Source organism: Psychroflexus salinarum (assembly GCF_042677225.1).
In the GTDB taxonomy this organism is placed as follows: domain Bacteria; phylum Bacteroidota; class Bacteroidia; order Flavobacteriales; family Flavobacteriaceae; genus Psychroflexus; species Psychroflexus salinarum.
This window is the reverse complement of the sequence record NZ_JBHTIV010000013.1, coordinates 160,798-179,387: the sequence shown is the minus strand read 5'-3', so window position 1 is coordinate 179,387 and position 18,590 is coordinate 160,798. Positions and strand designations below refer to the sequence as shown.

17 protein-coding genes are annotated in these 18,590 nt (G+C 33.1%); 14 read left to right on the top strand and 3 right to left on the bottom strand.

Annotation, left to right across the window (positions count from 1 at the left end; translation table 11 throughout):
* The first annotated feature begins 2 nt into the window (after positions 1-2).
* The 8 genes from ACFQ0R_RS11435 (at position 3) to ACFQ0R_RS11400 (ending at position 9,420) form a co-directional block, all read left to right on the top strand.
* Positions 3-503 carry a cupin domain-containing protein gene (locus tag ACFQ0R_RS11435; protein ID WP_379658512.1) on the top strand — a complete coding sequence of 167 codons (501 nt, stop codon included), beginning with the start codon at positions 3-5 and terminating at the stop codon, positions 501-503.
* 10 nt (positions 504-513) lie between these two features.
* Positions 514-681: a hypothetical protein gene (locus tag ACFQ0R_RS11430; protein ID WP_379658511.1), complete on the top strand. Its 168-nt coding sequence runs from the start codon at positions 514-516 to the stop codon at positions 679-681.
* A 191-nt stretch (positions 682-872) separates the two neighbouring features.
* A complete protein-coding gene (locus ACFQ0R_RS11425; RefSeq protein WP_379658510.1) occupies positions 873-2,006 on the top strand; it encodes a hypothetical protein in 1,134 nt (377 codons plus the stop codon).
* A gap of 24 nt (positions 2,007-2,030) precedes the next feature.
* The gene (locus ACFQ0R_RS11420) at positions 2,031-3,638 is read left to right on the top strand and encodes a BCCT family transporter (protein WP_379658509.1); all 1,608 of its coding nucleotides are present in this window, start codon (positions 2,031-2,033) and stop codon (positions 3,636-3,638) included.
* Positions 3,639-3,643: 5 nt separating this feature from the next.
* Positions 3,644-4,504, top strand: a complete 861-nt coding sequence (locus tag ACFQ0R_RS11415) for a universal stress protein (protein ID WP_379658508.1) — start codon at positions 3,644-3,646, stop codon at positions 4,502-4,504.
* A gap of 3 nt (positions 4,505-4,507) precedes the next feature.
* A complete protein-coding gene (gene ggt, locus ACFQ0R_RS11410; RefSeq protein ID WP_379658507.1) occupies positions 4,508-6,220 on the top strand; it encodes a gamma-glutamyltransferase in 1,713 nt (570 codons plus the stop codon).
* Positions 6,221-6,360: 140 nt separating this feature from the next.
* Positions 6,361-8,136, top strand: coding sequence for an AMP-dependent synthetase/ligase (locus ACFQ0R_RS11405; protein WP_379658506.1), 1,776 nt, complete (start codon positions 6,361-6,363; stop codon positions 8,134-8,136).
* Positions 8,137-8,226: 90 nt separating this feature from the next.
* Positions 8,227-9,420, top strand: a complete 1,194-nt coding sequence (locus ACFQ0R_RS11400) for an LETM1-related biofilm-associated protein (RefSeq protein ID WP_379658505.1) — start codon at positions 8,227-8,229, stop codon at positions 9,418-9,420.
* A 78-nt stretch (positions 9,421-9,498) separates the two neighbouring features.
* On the opposite strand, the gene ACFQ0R_RS11395 is transcribed toward ACFQ0R_RS11400, so the two are convergent.
* Genes ACFQ0R_RS11395 through ACFQ0R_RS11385 form a run of 3 tightly spaced genes read right to left on the bottom strand, consistent with a single transcriptional unit; the run spans position 9,499 to position 12,257 of the window.
* Entirely contained in the window at positions 9,499-10,344 is an 846-nt protein-coding gene (locus ACFQ0R_RS11395) for a GIN domain-containing protein (RefSeq protein WP_379658504.1), read from the bottom strand.
* Positions 10,345-10,348: 4 nt separating this feature from the next.
* Complete coding sequence (locus tag ACFQ0R_RS11390; RefSeq protein WP_379658503.1) at positions 10,349-11,920, bottom strand: PspC domain-containing protein; 1,572 nt, start codon at positions 11,918-11,920, stop codon at positions 10,349-10,351.
* Positions 11,913-12,257: a PadR family transcriptional regulator gene (locus ACFQ0R_RS11385; RefSeq protein WP_379658502.1), complete on the bottom strand. Its 345-nt coding sequence runs from the start codon at positions 12,255-12,257 to the stop codon at positions 11,913-11,915. Before ACFQ0R_RS11385 ends, ACFQ0R_RS11390 begins: the two co-directional genes overlap by 8 nt.
* Positions 12,258-12,515: 258 nt before the next feature.
* On the opposite strand from ACFQ0R_RS11385, the gene ACFQ0R_RS11380 reads away from it, so the two are divergent.
* The 6 genes from ACFQ0R_RS11380 to ACFQ0R_RS11355 all read left to right on the top strand — a co-directional run bounded on the left by ACFQ0R_RS11380 (position 12,516) and on the right by ACFQ0R_RS11355 (position 18,578).
* The gene (locus ACFQ0R_RS11380; protein WP_379658501.1) at positions 12,516-12,968 is read left to right on the top strand and encodes a DUF4442 domain-containing protein; all 453 of its coding nucleotides are present in this window, start codon (positions 12,516-12,518) and stop codon (positions 12,966-12,968) included.
* Between the two features lie 118 nt (positions 12,969-13,086).
* Positions 13,087-13,281: a hypothetical protein gene (locus ACFQ0R_RS11375; protein WP_379658500.1), complete on the top strand. Its 195-nt coding sequence runs from the start codon at positions 13,087-13,089 to the stop codon at positions 13,279-13,281.
* An 87-nt stretch (positions 13,282-13,368) separates the two neighbouring features.
* Positions 13,369-13,896, top strand: coding sequence for an NADPH-dependent FMN reductase (locus ACFQ0R_RS11370; RefSeq protein WP_379658499.1), 528 nt, complete (start codon positions 13,369-13,371; stop codon positions 13,894-13,896).
* Positions 13,897-13,901: 5 nt separating this feature from the next.
* Complete coding sequence (locus ACFQ0R_RS11365; RefSeq protein ID WP_379658498.1) at positions 13,902-15,209, top strand: anthranilate synthase component I family protein; 1,308 nt, start codon at positions 13,902-13,904, stop codon at positions 15,207-15,209.
* Between the two features lie 32 nt (positions 15,210-15,241).
* Positions 15,242-16,558, top strand: a complete 1,317-nt coding sequence (gene tilS, locus ACFQ0R_RS11360; RefSeq protein ID WP_379658497.1) for a tRNA lysidine(34) synthetase TilS — start codon at positions 15,242-15,244, stop codon at positions 16,556-16,558.
* Positions 16,551-18,578, top strand: a complete 2,028-nt coding sequence (locus ACFQ0R_RS11355) for a protein-disulfide reductase DsbD family protein (RefSeq protein ID WP_379658496.1) — start codon at positions 16,551-16,553, stop codon at positions 18,576-18,578. The genes tilS and ACFQ0R_RS11355 overlap by 8 nt, the downstream gene beginning before the upstream one ends.
* The last annotated feature ends 12 nt before the right edge of the window (positions 18,579-18,590 follow it).

Below are 18,590 nucleotides of genomic sequence, written 5' to 3'. Positions count from 1 at the left end.
TTATGTATTCAAAAGAACAACTAATTGAAAAGTTAAACTTAGAAAAACACCCAGAAGGCGGATATTTCAAAGAAACCTATAGAAGTGAGATGTCGATACCTAAATACAGTTTACCTGCTGAATTTGATTCGTATAGAAATGTAAGCACCTGCATTTACTTTATGCTGACGTCGGATGAATTTTCAGCGTTTCACAAAGTCAATCAGGATGAAGCCTGGCATTTTTATATGGGTGAAAGCATTCTACTCCATATGATTTCTCCTGGAGGTGAGTATTCCAAAATTAAAATCGGAAGTGATTTTTCTTCAGGTGAAACCCCTCAATTTGTAGTTCCTGCTCAGCACTGGTTTGCTGCTGAAGTTGAAAAAGAAAACGGATTTGCACTTGTAGGTTGTACTGTTGCTCCAGGATTCGAATATGAAGATTTTGAATTAGCTGAACGCAAACAACTTCAGAAGAAATTTCCAAATCACAGTAAAATAATTTCAAAGCTCACCAGATAAAATTTCTCCTTTGAAAACTAAGATCTGTATGGTTTGTCTTCAAGAATTTGAGATTCTCTATCGTATTCAAATTGAAAAAGGCAAAAAATGGATTTTCGCCTGCAAGTCCTGTGTTGAAAAGCATCAAAATCAACCGAATTACAAATACGGCGGAACCTGGAAAGGCAAAAGACATTAAATTTTAAGCTGAAAACTGAATTGAGCTTCAAATCAAAAAAACTATTATAAAATTTAAATTATAACTATTTATTTCATTTTGAATCAATAACTTGGAAATCTATTTATAATTGTTAGATTATAATCAGGTGATTTTTCTTAATTATTATAGGTTTGCAAACTTTCAAATAAAAATTACTAACTACTTTACAAATGAAAAGATGCTTTTTTTTAATCTTGATCCCATTTTTTGCATATACACAGGACAAACCGATTGTTGACATAGGTGGTGCATTGCGTTACAATTATCTAGTTAGTTCATGGGATTCTGACCAAAAAAATATTGGAGGAGATTTTGTCTATGATTTTATTAGAATAAATACAGAAGCTTCTTATAAAGATATCTATTTAAATGCCGAATACAGATTTTATGCTCCTGGTTTTGGAGGTGGTTTTATGAAACAAGGTTGGATTGGTTATAAAATTAATGAAAAGGAAGACATTCACCTAGGTTTAACTCAAGTCCCATTTGGAATTCAAACTTATAATTCCCATAATTGGTTTTTTAATTTGACCTATTATGTGGGTTTAGAAGACGATCATGATTTGGGTTTAAAATATATGAATATTGGGGATAAATTTGAATATCAATTGGCATTTTTTAAAGGGTCTGAGCTATACAGTCTGGGCGGTTCTAGAGAAGTAACTTCAGAACGTTACGCCTATGATATCGTCGGTAGAAATAAAGAAATAAACCAATTCAATGGTAAATTTGTTTATAAAACTGGTGAAGATTTCAAACAACGTATTGGCTTATCAGCTCAATATGGCGGACTTTATAATATAGATACTAAAGAAGTTGGTGATCATTACTCGATTGCACTTCATCATGAGGCCTTTTATAAAAGATGGAATTTAAAAACATCATTAATTACTACCAGACATAACCCAATAAATGCCGTAGGCGAAAGCAGAGAGATTGTAAAAATGGGAGCTTATGGTTTTCCCTATGATATTGCTTCAAATTTTGAAATGTATACAGCTGCTATATCATATGATTTACCTGTAGATATTGGTCCAATAAGTAATCTTCAGTTTTACAACGATTTTGGATATATGGATAAAAAAGCTGAGGGATTCAAAAATTCTGCAATGAATGTCACTGGCATGTTAGTTTCGGCTGGAGATGTTTACATTTATGTGGATTATGCTTTAGGATACAATCACTCTTGGTTTGGAGGTGATTTCACTAATGAACTCGGGGCTGGTAAACCAAATTTAGGCTGGGAAGCAAGATTCAATATCAATTTTGGATATTATTTCTTAACAGATAATTCGTCAAGGTAAATTATAAATTAAAATTAAAATTTTATGTCTCAAAAAATAACCAGAAGCGATGAGAAGAAATCAATCTTTGGTTTAGAAATCAATGGACCTGTTTTCTTTTCATCGACCATCTTAATTATTATTGGCATCGCTCTTACTCTCATATACGGTGATGCAGCTGAAGAATTTTTCAATAAAACTCAAACCCAAGTCGCTGAATTTGGAGGTTGGATCTTTGTATTGAGTGTAAATATTTTCTTGATTTTTGTTTTGTACTTAGCCTTTAGCAAGTATGGTAAAATAAGACTTGGCGGAAAAGATGCTGAGCCAGAATTCAAAACTATATCGTGGTTTTCCATGCTGTTTAGTGCTGGAATGGGTATTGGTTTACTTTTCTGGAGTGTCGCGGAGCCTGTAACTCACTTTGGCAATCCACCTACCGCCGATCCTAACTCAGCTGCCGCAGCTAAGGAAGCTATGAATTACACCTTCTTGCACTGGGGTTTCCATGCTTGGGCAATCTATGCATTAGTAGGTTTGGCGCTTGCATTTTTTACCTACTCCCGAGGTTTGCCTCTTACCATAAGAAGTGTTTTTTATCCTTTTTTAGGTGATAAAATCTACGGGGTTATCGGAGATATTATCGATATTTTTGCAGTACTAGCTACGCTTTTTGGACTTGCAACTTCATTAGGCTTTGGTGTGCAACAAGTTGCTGCTGGGCTAGAGCAGGTATTTGGTTTAAGCTCTGGAATTACAACTCAAGTTTTACTTATAGCAGGAATTACTGGTGTTGCAACTATTTCAGTTGTTTTGGGAGTAGATAAAGGAGTAAAAGTACTGAGTGAGTGGAACATCAGAATAGCTGTTATCTTACTACTTTTAGTGGTTATTTTAGGTCCAACGCTTTTTATTTTTGAAAGCTATCTGGAAAATCTTGGTAATTACTTTAGTAGCGTTGTTGAAATTTCATTGTGGAATGAAAGCTTTACAGGTGGAGACTGGCAAAATAACTGGACTTTGTTTTACTGGGGCTGGTGGATTGCTTGGTCTCCTTTTGTTGGAACTTTTATCGCCAGAGTTTCCAAAGGACGAACTATCAAAGAATTTATCCTTGGCGTACTTATAGTTCCAAGTTTACTTACATTCTTCTGGATAACTGCCTTTGGGACTTCTGCACTGGATATGATTTTGAACGGAAACGAAACCATAGCTACTGCTGTAGATAATGACGTGGCAACTGCCTTGTTCATCTTTTTTGAAGATTTTCCATTCACCGCAGTTTTAAATGTTGTAGGTATAATCCTAATAATGGGTTTCTTCATCACCTCTTCAGATTCAGGATCCTTAGTTATTGATAGCTTAACTTCTGGTGGAAAAATAGAAGCTCCTGTGGGTCAACGTATATTCTGGGCCATTACTGAAGGCACTGTAGCAGCAGTTTTACTTATTGGAGGTGGGCTTGGAGCCTTGCAAACTGCATCCATAGCCACGGGTTTACCCTTTGCTATAATTCTCCTTATAATGTGTTTTTCATTATATAGAGGTCTAAAAGATGAAGTTTTAAGACGAGAAAAATCCAAAGAAGATGACCAGAAGAAAGACTATGAGAATATTGTAAGTAATATTATCAAAAAAAGAAATAAAAAATAATCATTATGAAACCAATAAAAAAAATACTTGTAGGCTTAGATTTATCAAATATCGATCAACAGCTTATTAAATACAGCTCTTTTTTTGCAGATATTGTTGGTGTTGACAAAGTTTATTTTGTTCATAACATAAAACGCTACGAGATATCTGAAATGCTTGAAAAAGAGCTTGAAGATATCGATTTGGAAGAACTAATTACTGAGGAACTTAAGGAAACAATAGAGGATAATTTTACTTCTGAAGTTGAATGGGAAGTACTTATTTCTGATGATCCATATACTGAATCTCTTATAAGCTACATTGTCAATAAATATAGCATTGATTTATTGATCATGGGAAATAAAAATAATGAAGAAGGTTCTGGTATTCTTGCATTTAAGATGCTAAGAACAACAAGATGTCAGTTTTTATGGGTGCCAGAAAATGCTACTCACGAGATGAAAAAAGTTTGGGTAGGTACAGATTTTTCAAATTCATCTAAAAAATGCTTTGCATTTGCTGACTTTCTAAGATCCAAACATGACTTTGAACTTGAAGCTGTAAATGTGTATAGCTTGCCTATTCATTTTTCACCTTATATCAATAATTCAAAAATCAATCCTAAAATGGAAGATTATATCGATAAAAGATTTGATAATTTTCTTAGAAAAGTTGATTACTCTGGTGAATTAAAACAAAGAAAAATATTAGGTCGCGAAGCGAACGTAGCCAGTAGGCTCAAGAAAGAAGCTTACAAAAATGATGTCAATCTTTTAATGGTCGCAGACAAAGGTTCCAATACAATTTCAAACCTTACACTAGGAAGTATTACTGAAGATTTATTTAATCGAGAATTAAAAATACCATTGCTCATTATTAAGGATTGATAAATGAATCCATCCATAATTAAATTTTTAAGTCTTCTTCTAATTATTGTTGTTAGCTTTAGCTGTCAAAAAAAAGTAAGTCAAAACGACAATAAACAAACTGAAACCACCATAACAGATTCTGCGATGGTGGTTTCTGCACGTGAAGAAGCCTCCATAATTGGTCTTGACATTCTTAAAAAAGGTGGAAATGCCTTTGACGCTATGGTAGCAACAGAAATGGCATTGGCGGTTTGTTATCCTTTTGCAGGAAACCTGGGAGGAGGTGGTTTTATGGTTTACAGAACTAATGATGGAAAAACAGGAGCTTTGGACTATCGTGAAAAAGCACCGTTATCGGCTACGAAAACCATGTATCTTGACGAATCTGGTCAGCCAATTCCTCAACTAAGCAGATTAGGGAGTTTGGCCATAGGAGTTCCAGGAACGGTCGCAGGAATGTTTAAAGTCAATGAAAAATTTGGGACTTTACCTATGACAGATTTGCTTCAACCGAGTATTGATTTAGCAAAAAAAGGTTTTGTAGTGACATCAGATCAAGCAGATATGCTAAATACTCTTCAATCAACATTTTTGGAAGTGAATAAGGATTCTATTCTGTTTTCTAAACAATTTCAAAATGGTGATACCTTAAGAAATATTGCCTTGGCTGAAACTTTGGAAAGAATTGCTAATAATGGAGCTACTGAATTTTACGGAGGAAATACTGGAGAAATTTTGGTCGACTTTATTTCCAGTTATGGCGGAATCATTAGCCTAGAAGATCTGAAGCAATATGAAGCTGTATGGAGAACACCTATTGAAATCTCATACAAAGACTTAAAGGTGATTTCCATGCCTCCACCGTCTAGTGGTGGTATTGTATTAGGTCAGATTTTAAAAATGATAGAAAATTATAATTTGAAAAACTTAGGTCATAATTCTTCAAAATACATTCAATTACTTACCGAAGCTGAGCGCAGAGCTTATGCTGATAGGAGTTTTTATCTTGGTGATCCAGATTTTGTTGAAATTCCTCAAGACAGCCTTCTAAGTGACCGCTATTTAAAACAACGAATGCAGGATTTCAGTTTTGAGTCTGCGACAAATTCAGAAGAAATTGAACACGGAAAAATTATTGGTTTTGAAAGTAAAGAAACCACTCACTACTCTATTGTTGATCAATTTGGAAATGCTATTGCAGCTACAACAACTTTGAATGGTGCTTATGGTTCTAAATTATTTAGTAATGAACTCGGGATTTTCCTGAATAATGAAATGGATGATTTTAGTGCGAAACCAGGGTTTCCCAACATGTTTGGACTTATAGGAGCTGAAGCTAATTCTATTGCACCTGAAAAACGAATGTTAAGCTCTATGACTCCAACTATTGTAGAAAAAAACGGTAAATTATGGATGAGTGTTGGCACTCCTGGTGGCTCTACTATTATTACTTCTGTGTTACAAACCATTTTAAATGTTTATGAATTTGAGATGTCCATGCAAGAAGCTGTTAATGCGCCAAGGTTTCATCACCAGTGGTTGCCAGATGAAATTACATTTGAAACTGTAGGCTTTGAATCTGCTATACTAGATTCATTAAGAACAAAGAATTATAAGGTCATTCAACAAGAATCTAAGATTTTAGGAAAAGTAGATGCTATTTTGAAATTACCAAATGGTAAATTAGAAGGTGGAGCAGATTATCGGGGTGATGACGCTGCTGTAGGATTTTAAAATAAGCTTTCTAGTGCTTGATTTTTATATGTTTACAATATATTTATATTTATTAGTAATTTTTTGATGCTTTAAAAAGCGTTTTAATAGAATTTAAAAGAAATATTTTCTATTTTTCACTATTCAAAATTTAAAAAAATATGTCATCACTTAAACGCCTATTTGATTTTCCATATTATCAATTAGAAAAATACAACCTTGAAGACGCATTAGTAACCAAATATAATGGTGTCTGGAAGTCTACTTCAACCAAAGAATATATTGACCAAGTAAATAAAATAAGTAGAGGTCTGTTAAGATTGGGGGTGAAACCAAATGATAAAGTTGCTATTATTTCTACAAATAATAGAACTGAATGGAATATTATGGATATTGGTATAATGCAACTTGGAGCTCAAGATGTACCTATTTATCCGACTATTTCTGAAGAAGATTACGCTTATGTCCTAAATCACAGTGAGTCTGTGTATTGTTTTGTTTCAGACAAAGAAGTCTACGATAAAGTAATGGCCATAAAAGATGAAGTTGAATCCTTAAAAGAAGTTTTCTCTTTTGATCAAATTGATGGGGCAAAAAATTGGGCTGAAATACTAGATCTAGGTACCGATGACAGTAATCAAAGTGAAGTGCAATCTTTAATGGATCAAGTTTCCGAAAACGATCTAGCAACTTTAATTTATACTTCGGGTACAACAGGCCGGCCTAAAGGAGTTATGCTATCACATAAAAACATCGCTAGTAATGCAATCAATAGTTCTACGCGTTTACCGTTGGACAAAGGAAATGCTAAAGCTCTCAGCTTTCTTCCTGTTTGCCACGTTTATGAACGTATGCTTCAGTATATGTATCAATTTAGCGGAGTGAGCATTTATTTTGCAGAATCTATTGAAAAAATAAGTGATAATCTTAAAGAGGTTAAACCAGAAGTAATGTCTGCTGTTCCAAGACTTCTTGAAAAGGTTTACGATAAAATTATTGCAAAAGGAACTGATCTTACTGGTATTAAAAAGAAATTATTTTATTGGGCAGTAGAACTCGGCTTACAGTATGAACCTTATCAAAAAAATGGATGGTGGTATGAAACTCGCTTAAAGCTTGCTAGAAAATTAATCTTCAGTAAATGGCAGGAAGCATTAGGTGGAAATCTGCGAGTTATTGCATCAGGAAGTGCTGCATTACAGCCTAGGCTAGCCAGAGTTTTTAATGCAGCTGATATGGGAGTAATGGAAGGGTATGGTCTTACTGAAACTTCACCTGTTGTTGCCGTAAATGATATGCGTGATGGAGGTTTTAAAATTGGTACAGTTGGAAAACCTATACCCGACACTGAAGTTAAAATAGCTGATGATGGAGAAATCCTAGTAAAAGGACCTCAAGTAATGATGGGTTATTATAAGGACAAAGAAAAAACAGATGAAGTCCTTAAAGACGGTTACTTTCATACTGGTGACATTGGTGAAATTGATAATGATGGCTTTTTAAAAATAACAGACCGCAAAAAAGAAATGTTTAAAACTTCTGGAGGAAAATACATTTCTCCTCAAATCATAGAAAACGTTATGAAGCAATCTCGCTTTATAGAACAAATTATGGTTGTAGGTGAAGGTCAAAAAATGCCAGCTGCACTTATACAGTTAAATGAAGAATTTGTTAAAGAATGGGGTGAAAGAAAAAATTTGAGCCTTGGTGCTAGACTTTCTGAAATGGTGAAAAACCAAGAATTGATAGATCGGGTTCAAGAAGAAATTGATTTCTACAATCAGAAATTTGGTCAGTGGGAGAAAATTAAAAAATTTGAATTAACCCCAGACGTTTGGAGTATTGAAGACGAACAGCTTACTCCTACTATGAAGTTAAAAAGAAGAGTTATAAAAGATAAATATAAAGACCTTTACGATAAGATCTACTCAAACTAAAAGAGGAATATTTTTGAAAAGGAGTCTAATATTAGGCTCCTTTTTTATTTAATACATGTTGGAAAAATAAAATTTGATTTTCTTTGTCTTATGAATCCATCAGCTTCAGGTTGGTTATTGAAATGTTTACATAAAATCAGTGAGAGTGAATTACTTTCATTAGATGATGAACAGTTTTATAATTTATTGAGATCTACAGGTTTTATATATGGATCTAGCCAAAGTTCATTGATTCCTCTCAACAAAAACCTTAAGTACACTCAGCAAGAATTAGCAAAAATTAATTTACTAGTCGCACTGGTTTATATAGATCATAGATGTTATGGAGACCAGCCTGATCATGAAATTATAAATAGACTTATTGGATTTTATAAATCACTTCATTCTCAAAAAGAGTCTATGAAGTCGATTTTCGCGTTCAAAACTAAAGTTCTACAGGAGCTGGAAAAACTGATTCATAAGCGTGTCCAGACCAATGAAGGACTTATTCAGAAAAATTTTAGTCACCTAATCACCAATGCCTTGTTATTTACAGATGTGGTGACATACAGAAAAACCTTGATGACTTCCAAAAAACCAAGTGATTATGCCAAAAATTTGGAAGGTTTGATTATGCAAACGGTTTACTTAGCACTAAATCAAAAAACCAACAAAACAACTTATGATTCACTTATTCTGAAGCTTTTGAAAAGCTCTTTACGCTATAATTTCACTGTTTCAGAAAATGGATTAAAAGCTGAAGATATTGAGTATACCAGTATTTTGGATGCGATGGGAAGTTTATATGTTTTTGACCTGGCCTGTATGGCAGTTTACAGCGACGAAGAAATTGAAATCAATGAATTGAAGTTCATGAACAACTTGGGATCTGACTTAAAACTTTCAGTAACTCAAATCAATAGAAGCATTGAATTTCTCTTCAAATTTGTATTTGAGCACAGGCAACATATTGCCTACTTTCACTTTAGTAATCCACTAAATCATTTCTATAAAAAAAATCAAAGAGCAGTTAAACTTTTACTTACAAGAAATAAAAATCGACTTTATAAAGAAATCATCCAGAGTAAAGAGTTGGTATATCTTTTATCACAATCTACAAAGCGTGAACTGAATGCAGACGAGAAATCCAAAGTCAAAACTCAACTTTACGACATTTTCAAAAGCATTCCCTCACTAGCAATTTTCGTGCTGCCAGGCGGCAGTGTTTTGCTTCCCATCATTATAAAATTTATCCCTCAGCTCTTACCTTCTGCCTTCAATGAAAATTATGAGAAAGATGAATAATATTCCAAATACTGAGTTAGAAAAATAACAATTAATTTAACAAGCGTAATCATAAGAAATACATTTAATAGTCAGGTTTTATTTCAGTTTTATGGATCCACCAGATTTTGATTTATTCAAATCTAAACTTCCTAAAGGCTTATTATAGTAATAAACAGCTCCGCCACTACTCGTTTCTGCTTTGAGATCTTCAATTGGGTAAACAGAAATTGAAGATCCAGAAGAAGCTTTTGCAGTAACTTTTTCAGATTCAAATGCTTTTGAATTTACACTAGACCCACTTGAAGTTCTGACTTCAAATTGACGACTACTTCCCTTCAGAAAAACATCAGAGCCTGAAGATGATTCAACTTGAGTTGAAATACCATTCACATCTAAATTGGCAGAAGAACCACTCGAACTATCTACAAATAAATCATCTACATTTAGAACTAAAGTAACCTCAGAGCCGCTTGATGTTTCTAAATCTAAAGACCTTACGTTCAAATCTAAAGTTACTTCGCTCCCGCTTGAAAGATCTAAATTGATATCATCGAAATTTAATTGCTCCGGAGAACTTACTTTGGTTCCGCTAGATACTTTTAAAGACTCCAGCTTGTCAGTAAAATACAGTGTAATCTGTTTTGAATCTGCACTTGAAATTTGTTTAGATGATCCTATCACTAGGTTTCCAGCTTTATTTTCATGTTCAAGAACTTCAAAAAGATTTTCATTGGCTGACACAACCATATAGTTTGAAGAAGCAGGTTTTAGGATGATTTTCCAACCTCTTTTGAGTTCAACGTTTTTAAAAGATTCCAATACAATTTGTTCTGTGATGATTTCGCCTTTACCCTTTATTTTTTCAGGATAATCAATATTGAAAGTACAGCTATATAACAAGAAACAAAGACTAAATAATAATGAGTAAGTAATAGTTTTCATAATTTTAGTTTTGAATTGATAAAGAGTCGATTTTAATAATGCTATCCATAGGTTTCCAAGTATTTTGATCATAACCTAAATACGTGTTGTAATCTGAACGTTTAAAGTTCCTAACTCTACTAAAATCCATGAGATTTTTATCTAAATAAATAACCTGGTTCTCAGGAATATAAACTGTGACTTCTACTTTTAGATTTTGTTTCTTAAATTCTGGTTTAGTCAGAAAATAGTTGTCGAGTTTTAAAATTGAATTATCCATTTCATAGTCATAATCGATTAAAGAAGCCCTTTCTCTAGCTTTTCTTTCACTTGAACCATAACTCTTTTTTGTAACTCTTATCTTCAACTCCTCGTCATTTGATGTTCTAAAATTCACATAAACATTTGAACTATACAACTTTGAAGAATCGGAATCATCGTTTACAATTTTCTGTTGCCTGCTTTGTTTGAAATTATCATCATACAGAAGGTTTGCATTCATATTGATTTTCAAAGTATCTCCAGAGTCAAGAGCCAATGAATTCACCTCTACTACATCTGCGTCAAAACTTACTTCAAGTTCTCTTTTTATACTTAAAGTGGTAATAACGATGACGCAAAGGATCCAAATCCCTATCAAAGTGATATGAGTCAGTTTTCCAATCGATTTTAGATTTGAAAAAAGAAGTTTCAAGCTTAAAACAAGCAGATAGAAAAATGGAATTGCTCCAACCAGAAAAAATAAAACTACTTGAATCCAGTAAGGAATTCCAAGGGAGAATAATTCCATTTGATTGAAATCGCCAAGTTCGAAAATGGAAATAGTTCCAAAACTAAACAGAAAAATCATAGATCCAATCAAAACCGTTCCAGAGATAATCAACAGAATGATTCCTAAGAACTTAGATATAAAAACACCTAAAGCCCTCAGAACTTCTCCCAAACCATCAAAAAACTTCGTCACTCCAGACTTGGTTTGTTGTCCATACTTATCGTAATCTATATCTCCAACTTTATCTGCAAATTTGGAATAACTTTCTTTGACCTTACGCTCTATATTTGTCAAATTCACTGGTTCACCTTGCATGTCAAGCTTTTGAGAAGTTGTTCTTGCTGCAGGAATTACTGCCCAAAGAATAGCATAAATAGCAACCGTAGCTCCGAATGAAAATAAAGCTGAAAAAACCCAAATAAATCTGATCACAAGAAGATTGAGTCCTAAATAATGATTAAGACCCGCTGAGACCCCGCCGATATAATTTCGCTCAATATCTCTGTAAAGCTTTTTGGAAGGTCTGAATTTAGACGAAGTTGATGTAGAGTCATCCTCATCATCGATCTTATACGCCTCTGGTTCTCCCATTATGGCAACCATTTGATTTACTTGAGAAAGATTAATGACCTGCTTTTCATGTACCATTGATTCTGTAAAAAGCTCAGCAATTCTAGCTTCAATATCTTGAAGTATTTCGTCTTTGCTTTCTTCTTTAGCTAGATAACTTTCTATAGTTTTAAGATATCTATCTAGTTTAATAAACGCATCTTCATCGATGTGAAAAAATACGTTTGCTAGGTTAATGTTGATTGTCTTATTCATCGTTAGTTTGTTTTTTTGAAGTAATTTTTGTCACAGCATAACTGAGTTCTATCCATGTTTCTGAAAGTTCGCTTAAGAAATCCTTACCTTCTTCAGTAAGTCCATAGTATTTTCTTGGCGGACCTCCAGTAGACTCTTCCCATCTATAAGATAGTAGCTTTGCATTTTTAAGCCTAGTCAATAAAGGGTAAATGGTTCCCTCTACCACAAGTAACTTTGCAGACTTCAATGTGTCAAGGATTTCAGCAACATAGGCATCGTCGTGGCTAAGCACCGACAAAATGCAGTACTCTAGGACTCCCTTACGCATTTGAGCTTTAGTGTTTTCAATTTTCATAATCGCCTTTTAAATAATACATAGCAAAGATATATCTTTTAGACACTACTTTGCAATGCATAGTAATATAATTTAATATATAATTAACAACAAAGCCAATTGAAATGAAAGAGGAAAAAACACAAATCACCACTAAAAACAGAGGATTTAAGTTGCTTTTGAATGAAATAATTAAACCTTATTGATATTCAAAAATTATTTAAATATGTGAATTGAATTAAATAAATGACTAACTTTAAATTTGAAAAAAATGCTTAAATGAAGCTTACACCCTCAAAAATTAATCTTTTTTTACTTACAAAATTACCTTCTGCATGGTTATGTGGTGTTAGATTAAATACCATAGATGAAAAAAATTGTATCACGACTGTAACTCACAAATGGATCAACCAAAACCCTTTCAATAGTATGTATTTCGCAGTACAAGCAATGGCAGCAGAGTTAAGCACTGGAGCTATTGTAATGAAAGAAATAAACGAAAGTGGAGAAAAGATTTCTATGCTGGTACAGGAAAATTCTTCATCATTTCACAAGAAAGCTAAAGGAAAAATCACCTTTACTTGTGAAGATATGGATTTAGTAAAAAATAATATCAAAGAATGCCTAATTGATTCTGAAGGTAAAAAATTCTGGATGACTTCTACTGCAAGAAACGAAAAGGGTGATGTAGTTTCAGAATTTAAATTCCAATGGACAGTAAGAAAAAAATAAATTAATTATAAATATTGAATAATTAAATGATAAATATCATAAAATATACACCTAAAGATTATTATATTCACAAAAATTTTGAATGATACATTTCTACTTAATTTTAAAACTTTAAATCATGCCTAGAGCAATGTTTGAGTACACTAAAGAAATTTTGAAAAAAGTAAGTTTTGATGTTAACTTATTTTGCAAGGAATTGAAGAAAGCAACAGAACGTTTGCTTCCTTATGAACTTGATGAGCTTAAAAGCTTTATCATTAGTCTTATGCGAAAAAATCCTTCATTGAAACAATGTTTGATTTATCTAGATTAATATTAAAAATAGACTTAAAATAAATCCAGTATTTCCACTTAGAAATAGTGGATTTTTTATTTTATGTATTTTTACTAAAAAATAAAAATGTCGAAAATTATTGCCTTTACAGGATCAAATTCAGAAACATCTATAAATGACAAACTATTAAAATATGCCTTAAATTTTTTTAAAAAAAACGAAGTAAATTATATAGATCTTAAAGCTTTTGAGATTCCTATCTACTCTGAAACGCTTGAAAATTCAAAAGGGATACCGAAAGATATTCAGGAATTAAAATTGAAAATTGAAAAAGCTGATACGCTAATAGTAGCTGTAAATGAACACAATGGGGCTATGTCGGCATTTTTTAAAAATATCACAGATTGGTTGTCAAGGGCAAGTAGTAATTACCTGAAAGATAAGTCTATTTTTCTTATGTCAACCTCACCTGGTGAAGGTGGCGCTCAGTCCAGTCTGGAATATACTACAGAGAACTTTCATAAATTTGGCGGACAAGTTGTCCACCAATTTAGCTTGCCGCTTTTCAATAAAAATTTCTCTGAAGATGGATTAACTGACACATATAAAGCTCATCTACAATCCTTGATTACTAATTTAGAAAACGATTTATAACAGAATTGAGAACCATAAAACTTTTTCATAAATCTTTAGCAGGAAAAAATTTTGAGCAAAAACTTTTAGCCTGGGGACAAAAGTCTAATGAAATTATTTACCTAGATTCCAATCAAAGTGAGCACTTGTATCAAAACTATGAAGCCATTCTCGCTGTTGACGCCTTTACAGCTTTAAAATCTGATGATCTCTATGCTTTTGAAAAACTAAATGAATATCAAAGCAAGACTAAAGACTGGTTGTTTGGATATCTCAGCTATGATTTAAAAAATGATATTGAATCTATCACTTCCAAAAATGAAGATCATCTTTTATTCCCTGAGCTCTATTTTATCCAGCCAAAAAAAATATGGCTTCTTAAAGATGATATTATTGAAGCCCATTACCTTAAGATGGTAGATGACGAGATAGAAGATGATTTTAATTCTATTTTAAAAGCTGAAATTCCTAAATCTAAGTCTCAGCTACTGGAATTCTCACCAAGGTGGCAGAAGGAAGAGTACGTCTCCAAAGCAAAGCAAGTTCTCAGCCACATACAAAGAGGTGATATTTATGAAGTCAACTTTTGCCAAGAATTCTTTAGGGAACATGCCGAAATAGATCCTTATGCAACTTTCAGCAATTTAAATTTGGCTTCAAAAGCTCCATTTTCTTCTTTTTTAAAACTGGAAAATTTTTATGCGCTTTGTGCCAGTCCAGAGCGATTTCTTAGAAAAGAAAATGATAAGTTAATATCTCAGCCTATAAAAGGGACTTCAAAACGCGGAAAAGAGATAAGCGAAGATGAAAAGCTCAAGTCTGATTTAAAGAACGACCCGAAAGAAATTTCAGAAAATATCATGATTGTAGACCTAGTGAGAAATGATTTATCTAAAACCGCAACCAAAAGTACTGTAAACGTTGAGGAGCTTTGCGAAATCTATTCTTTTGAGCAAGTACATCAGATGATATCTACAATTACTTCTTTAGTAAAATCAAGCTATTCAGTTACAGAAATACTTGAATCATTATTCCCAATGGGAAGTATGACTGGAGCTCCCAAACATTCGGCTATAAAAATTGCAGAAAAATATGAGTCAACAAAACGTGGACTTTATAGTGGCGCAATTGGATATATCACACCTGAAAATGATTTTGATTTTAATGTTGTTATCCGCACCTTACTTTATAATTCCGAGACAAAGTATCTATCTTACATGGTTGGAAGCGCTCTTACATCGCTTGCCGATCCTGAACGTGAATATGAAGAGTGTCTAGTGAAAGGGAAAGCATTACAATATGTTGTTAATGCGACTACAGTTACAGAAGATTAGAGCAATAAAGAGTAATTTTGTGTTTTCTAAGTATGCTAAACTATTTTCAACAACATATAGAATCTGAGTTTCCTGAATTGGTGGAGAATCCTTTCATCATCGCCATAAGTGGTGGTGTGGATTCTGTGGTTTTGGCTCACTTGTGCTCAAATTTGAAATTAGATTTCGCTCTGGCGCATTGTAATTTTAAACTGAGAGCAGATGAAAGTGATAAAGATGCTCACTTTATTGAAGATCTTGCTAATTCGTTGGAGTGTAAGTTTTTTATCAAAGAATTCAATACTGAAGAAATTGCAGAAAATCACAAAGATTCAATCCAAGTAACCGCTAGAAACTTACGATACGAATGGTTTAGTAAATTAATAAATACTACGGATTACAACTATTTGATCACTGCTCATCACCTTAACGACAGTCTCGAAACTTTTATAATCAATCTAAGCCGATCTACTGGGATCAAAGGACTCATAGGTATTCCAAGTAAAAATAAATATATAAGAAGACCGCTTCTCAAGTTTACAAGAGATGAAATTAAAAACTTTGCTATTGAACATAATATTGAATGGAGAGAAGATCAAAGCAATAAATCATCGAAGTATCTAAGAAATAAAATCAGACATCAAGTTGTCCCTGAATTGACAAACTTAAATCCTCAATTTTTGTCCAATTTTGAATCTAGTCTCCAGAAATTACAAGATTCCAAACTTCTCATTGAAGATTATACTAATTTACTTTTTAAAAAATTAGTCGAAGAAAAAGAAGCTAGTTATGAAATTGATATTGAAAAGCTAAACAGCTTCCCAAATCAAAAAGCTATTTTATATCAATTGTTAGAGAGTTTTGGTTTTGCAGAATGGGACGATGTGTATCATTTGCTTGAAGCCCAAACCGGGAAACAAGTTAAATCTTCTACTCACTTATTAGTGAAAAATCGACAAAAATTAGTCTTGACTTCAAACTCCGGTAAGAGATTAGAACCAATTGAAATTGAAAAGGACCAAATCGATGTTGACTTAGGTGATTTTAAATTAGAATTTAATGATGTAAAAAAAATTGGAGTTTTAAATCCAAGTGTGGCTTACATAGATAAATCAAAACTTAAGTTTCCCTTAAGTCTAAGATCTGTACAAAATGGTGATTATTTTTACCCGTTTGGCATGAAGGGCAAAAAGAAGTTGAGTGATTTTTTGAAAGATGAAAAAATCAGCCCACATCTTAAATCCTCCCAACTCTTACTATGTAATGGAAATGAAGATATTATCTGGGTTTTAAATTTAAGAATAGATGAAAGATATAAAGTAGAACCTACAACTGAGGATATCCTCAAAATTGAAATTTTAAATGATTAAAACATATCTATTATTAGTTTTTTCGCTGCTTATTTCAGCTCAATCTTGGGCTCAATTTGGTTTTGAACAACAGGATAATTCAATAAACCCTTCTAGCTGGGAATCTTCAGTAGAAAAAAAATCAGATAGTATTTATACAGTCTTTATTACCGCTCAGGTAGACGAAGGCTGGCATCTCCCCTCTCAAAGAAAATTAAAAGAAGATGAAAACGGACCAATTCCTACAGAATTCAATTTTGAATATAATACTTTAGTTTTAGAAAAAATAGGTTCTACCAAAGAACCCGAAGGCATTACTAAGTTTGATGAAATCTTCAAAACAGATTTAACCTATTTTGAGAATGAAGTGATTTTTGAACAGGATTTTAAAATTAAAGCAAATGAAGGTTCACTAGATCTTGAAATCCTTTTCATGATTTGTAATGATGAAATGTGCCTACCTCAAGATCAAAAGCGGTTCAACTTTAGTATTGACAATTTTAATTTGAAAGTCTCTGAAACTGAAGCTATCGAAATAAAAAGCAAGGATAAAACTAAAACTGAAGCGTTAAAACTGAATCTAAAAGGAGAAAGTGAATTCCAAATAAACTCAGAAGAAGAGCAGGACAGTAACTTTACCATATTCCTTTTGGGCTTTGTAGGAGGACTTATTGCTTTGCTGACTCCGTGTGTTTTTCCAATGATTCCTTTAACAGTTTCATTTTTTACAAAAGGAGCAAGAACTAAGAAACTAGGACTGATTAATGCCATCATGTATGGCGTATTTATTTTTCTGATTTACTTGTTGCTAAGTGTTCCATTTCATTTACTAGACTCTGTTAATCCTGAAATTCTAAACAGCATTTCTACAAACCCAATCTTGAATGTTATCTTTTTTGTCATCTTCATTGTGTTTGCATTTTCCTTTTTCGGCTATTATGAGATAACCTTACCAAATTCCTGGAGTAGTCGACTTGATCAAAAAGCTACAAGCGTGGGAGGAATTATAGGTATCTTTTTTATGGCAATTACGCTTGCTTTGGTTTCTTTTTCATGTACTGGTCCGATTTTAGGTTCATTGCTTGGAGGTTCACTCACAGCAGATGGTGGGGCAACGATGTTGACTTTCGGGATGGGAGGATTTGGCTTGGCTTTGGCTTTGCCTTTTGCATTGTTTGCATTATTTCCAAACTGGCTCAATTCTTTGCCAAAAAGTGGTGGCTGGCTAAATACAGTGAAAGTTGTATTAGGATTTTTAGAATTGGGACTTGCTTTCAAGTTTTTATCAAATGCAGATTTAGTAGAACACTGGGGGATTTTAAAAAGAGAAGTGTTTATTGGAATTTGGATTTTAATTGGAATTGCCATGGTTTTATACCTTTTCGGAAAACTAAAATTCCCTCATGATGGGCCACTTCAGAAATTGAGCAAAGGAAGAATCTTTGTAGGAATACTCACTCTGGGTTTTGTCATTTATTTAATTCCTGGACTCACGAATAGTCCTAATGCAAACCTGAAATTTTTGAGTGGCTTTCCTCCTCCTCTGTTTTACAGTATTTATGATAAGGAAACTGAAGGGCCGCTTGGATTGAAAGCCTATAAAGACTTTGATAAAGGTTTACAAGCTGCAAAAGCTCAAAATAAACCTATTCTATTAGATTTTACTGGTTGGGCATGTGTAAACTGTAGAAAAATGGAAGAACAGGTATGGAGTGTTCCAGAAGTTTTTGAAATCATCAAAAACGATTATATACTTATCTCTCTCTACGTAGACGATAAAGCTAAACTGGAAGAAGAAAACCGATTTAATTTTGAAAGAAGTAATGGTTCTGTAAAGAAAATTAGAACCATTGGAGATAAGTGGGCAACTTTCCAAACATTGAATTTTAGAAATAACTCACAACCCTATTACGTTTTATTATCACCTGATTTAGAGATTTTAAATGAAACCATAGGTTATGAGCCATCTTCAAAAGCATATCTGGCTTGGTTGAAAAAAGGATCACAAAGCTTTGAAAACAAAAAAGATAAAACTGAATAGTTCTATCTTTTT

Bases quoted from the DNA above. Each gene is read 5' to 3' on its own strand.
- ACFQ0R_RS11400 (WP_379658505.1), top strand. From the start codon at position 8,227: ATGAATCCATCAGCTTCAGGTTGGTTATTGAAATGTTTACATAAAATC.
- tilS (WP_379658497.1), top strand. From the start codon at position 15,242: ATGCTAAACTATTTTCAACAACATATAGAATCTGAGTTTCCTGAATTG.
- ACFQ0R_RS11375 (WP_379658500.1), top strand. From the start codon at position 13,087: ATGCCTAGAGCAATGTTTGAGTACACTAAAGAAATTTTGAAAAAAGTA.
- ACFQ0R_RS11370 (WP_379658499.1), top strand. From the start codon at position 13,369: ATGTCGAAAATTATTGCCTTTACAGGATCAAATTCAGAAACATCTATA.
- ggt (WP_379658507.1), top strand. From the start codon at position 4,508: ATGAATCCATCCATAATTAAATTTTTAAGTCTTCTTCTAATTATTGTT.
- ACFQ0R_RS11390 (WP_379658503.1), bottom strand. From the start codon at position 11,920: ATGAATAAGACAATCAACATTAACCTAGCAAACGTATTTTTTCACATC.
- ACFQ0R_RS11355 (WP_379658496.1), top strand. From the start codon at position 16,551: ATGATTAAAACATATCTATTATTAGTTTTTTCGCTGCTTATTTCAGCT.
- ACFQ0R_RS11425 (WP_379658510.1), top strand. From the start codon at position 873: ATGAAAAGATGCTTTTTTTTAATCTTGATCCCATTTTTTGCATATACA.
- ACFQ0R_RS11380 (WP_379658501.1), top strand. From the start codon at position 12,516: ATGAAGCTTACACCCTCAAAAATTAATCTTTTTTTACTTACAAAATTA.
- ACFQ0R_RS11415 (WP_379658508.1), top strand. From the start codon at position 3,644: ATGAAACCAATAAAAAAAATACTTGTAGGCTTAGATTTATCAAATATC.
- ACFQ0R_RS11420 (WP_379658509.1), top strand. From the start codon at position 2,031: ATGTCTCAAAAAATAACCAGAAGCGATGAGAAGAAATCAATCTTTGGT.
- ACFQ0R_RS11395 (WP_379658504.1), bottom strand. From the start codon at position 10,344: ATGAAAACTATTACTTACTCATTATTATTTAGTCTTTGTTTCTTGTTA.
- ACFQ0R_RS11405 (WP_379658506.1), top strand. From the start codon at position 6,361: ATGTCATCACTTAAACGCCTATTTGATTTTCCATATTATCAATTAGAA.
- ACFQ0R_RS11435 (WP_379658512.1), top strand. From the start codon at position 3: ATGTATTCAAAAGAACAACTAATTGAAAAGTTAAACTTAGAAAAACAC.
- ACFQ0R_RS11385 (WP_379658502.1), bottom strand. From the start codon at position 12,257: ATGAAAATTGAAAACACTAAAGCTCAAATGCGTAAGGGAGTCCTAGAG.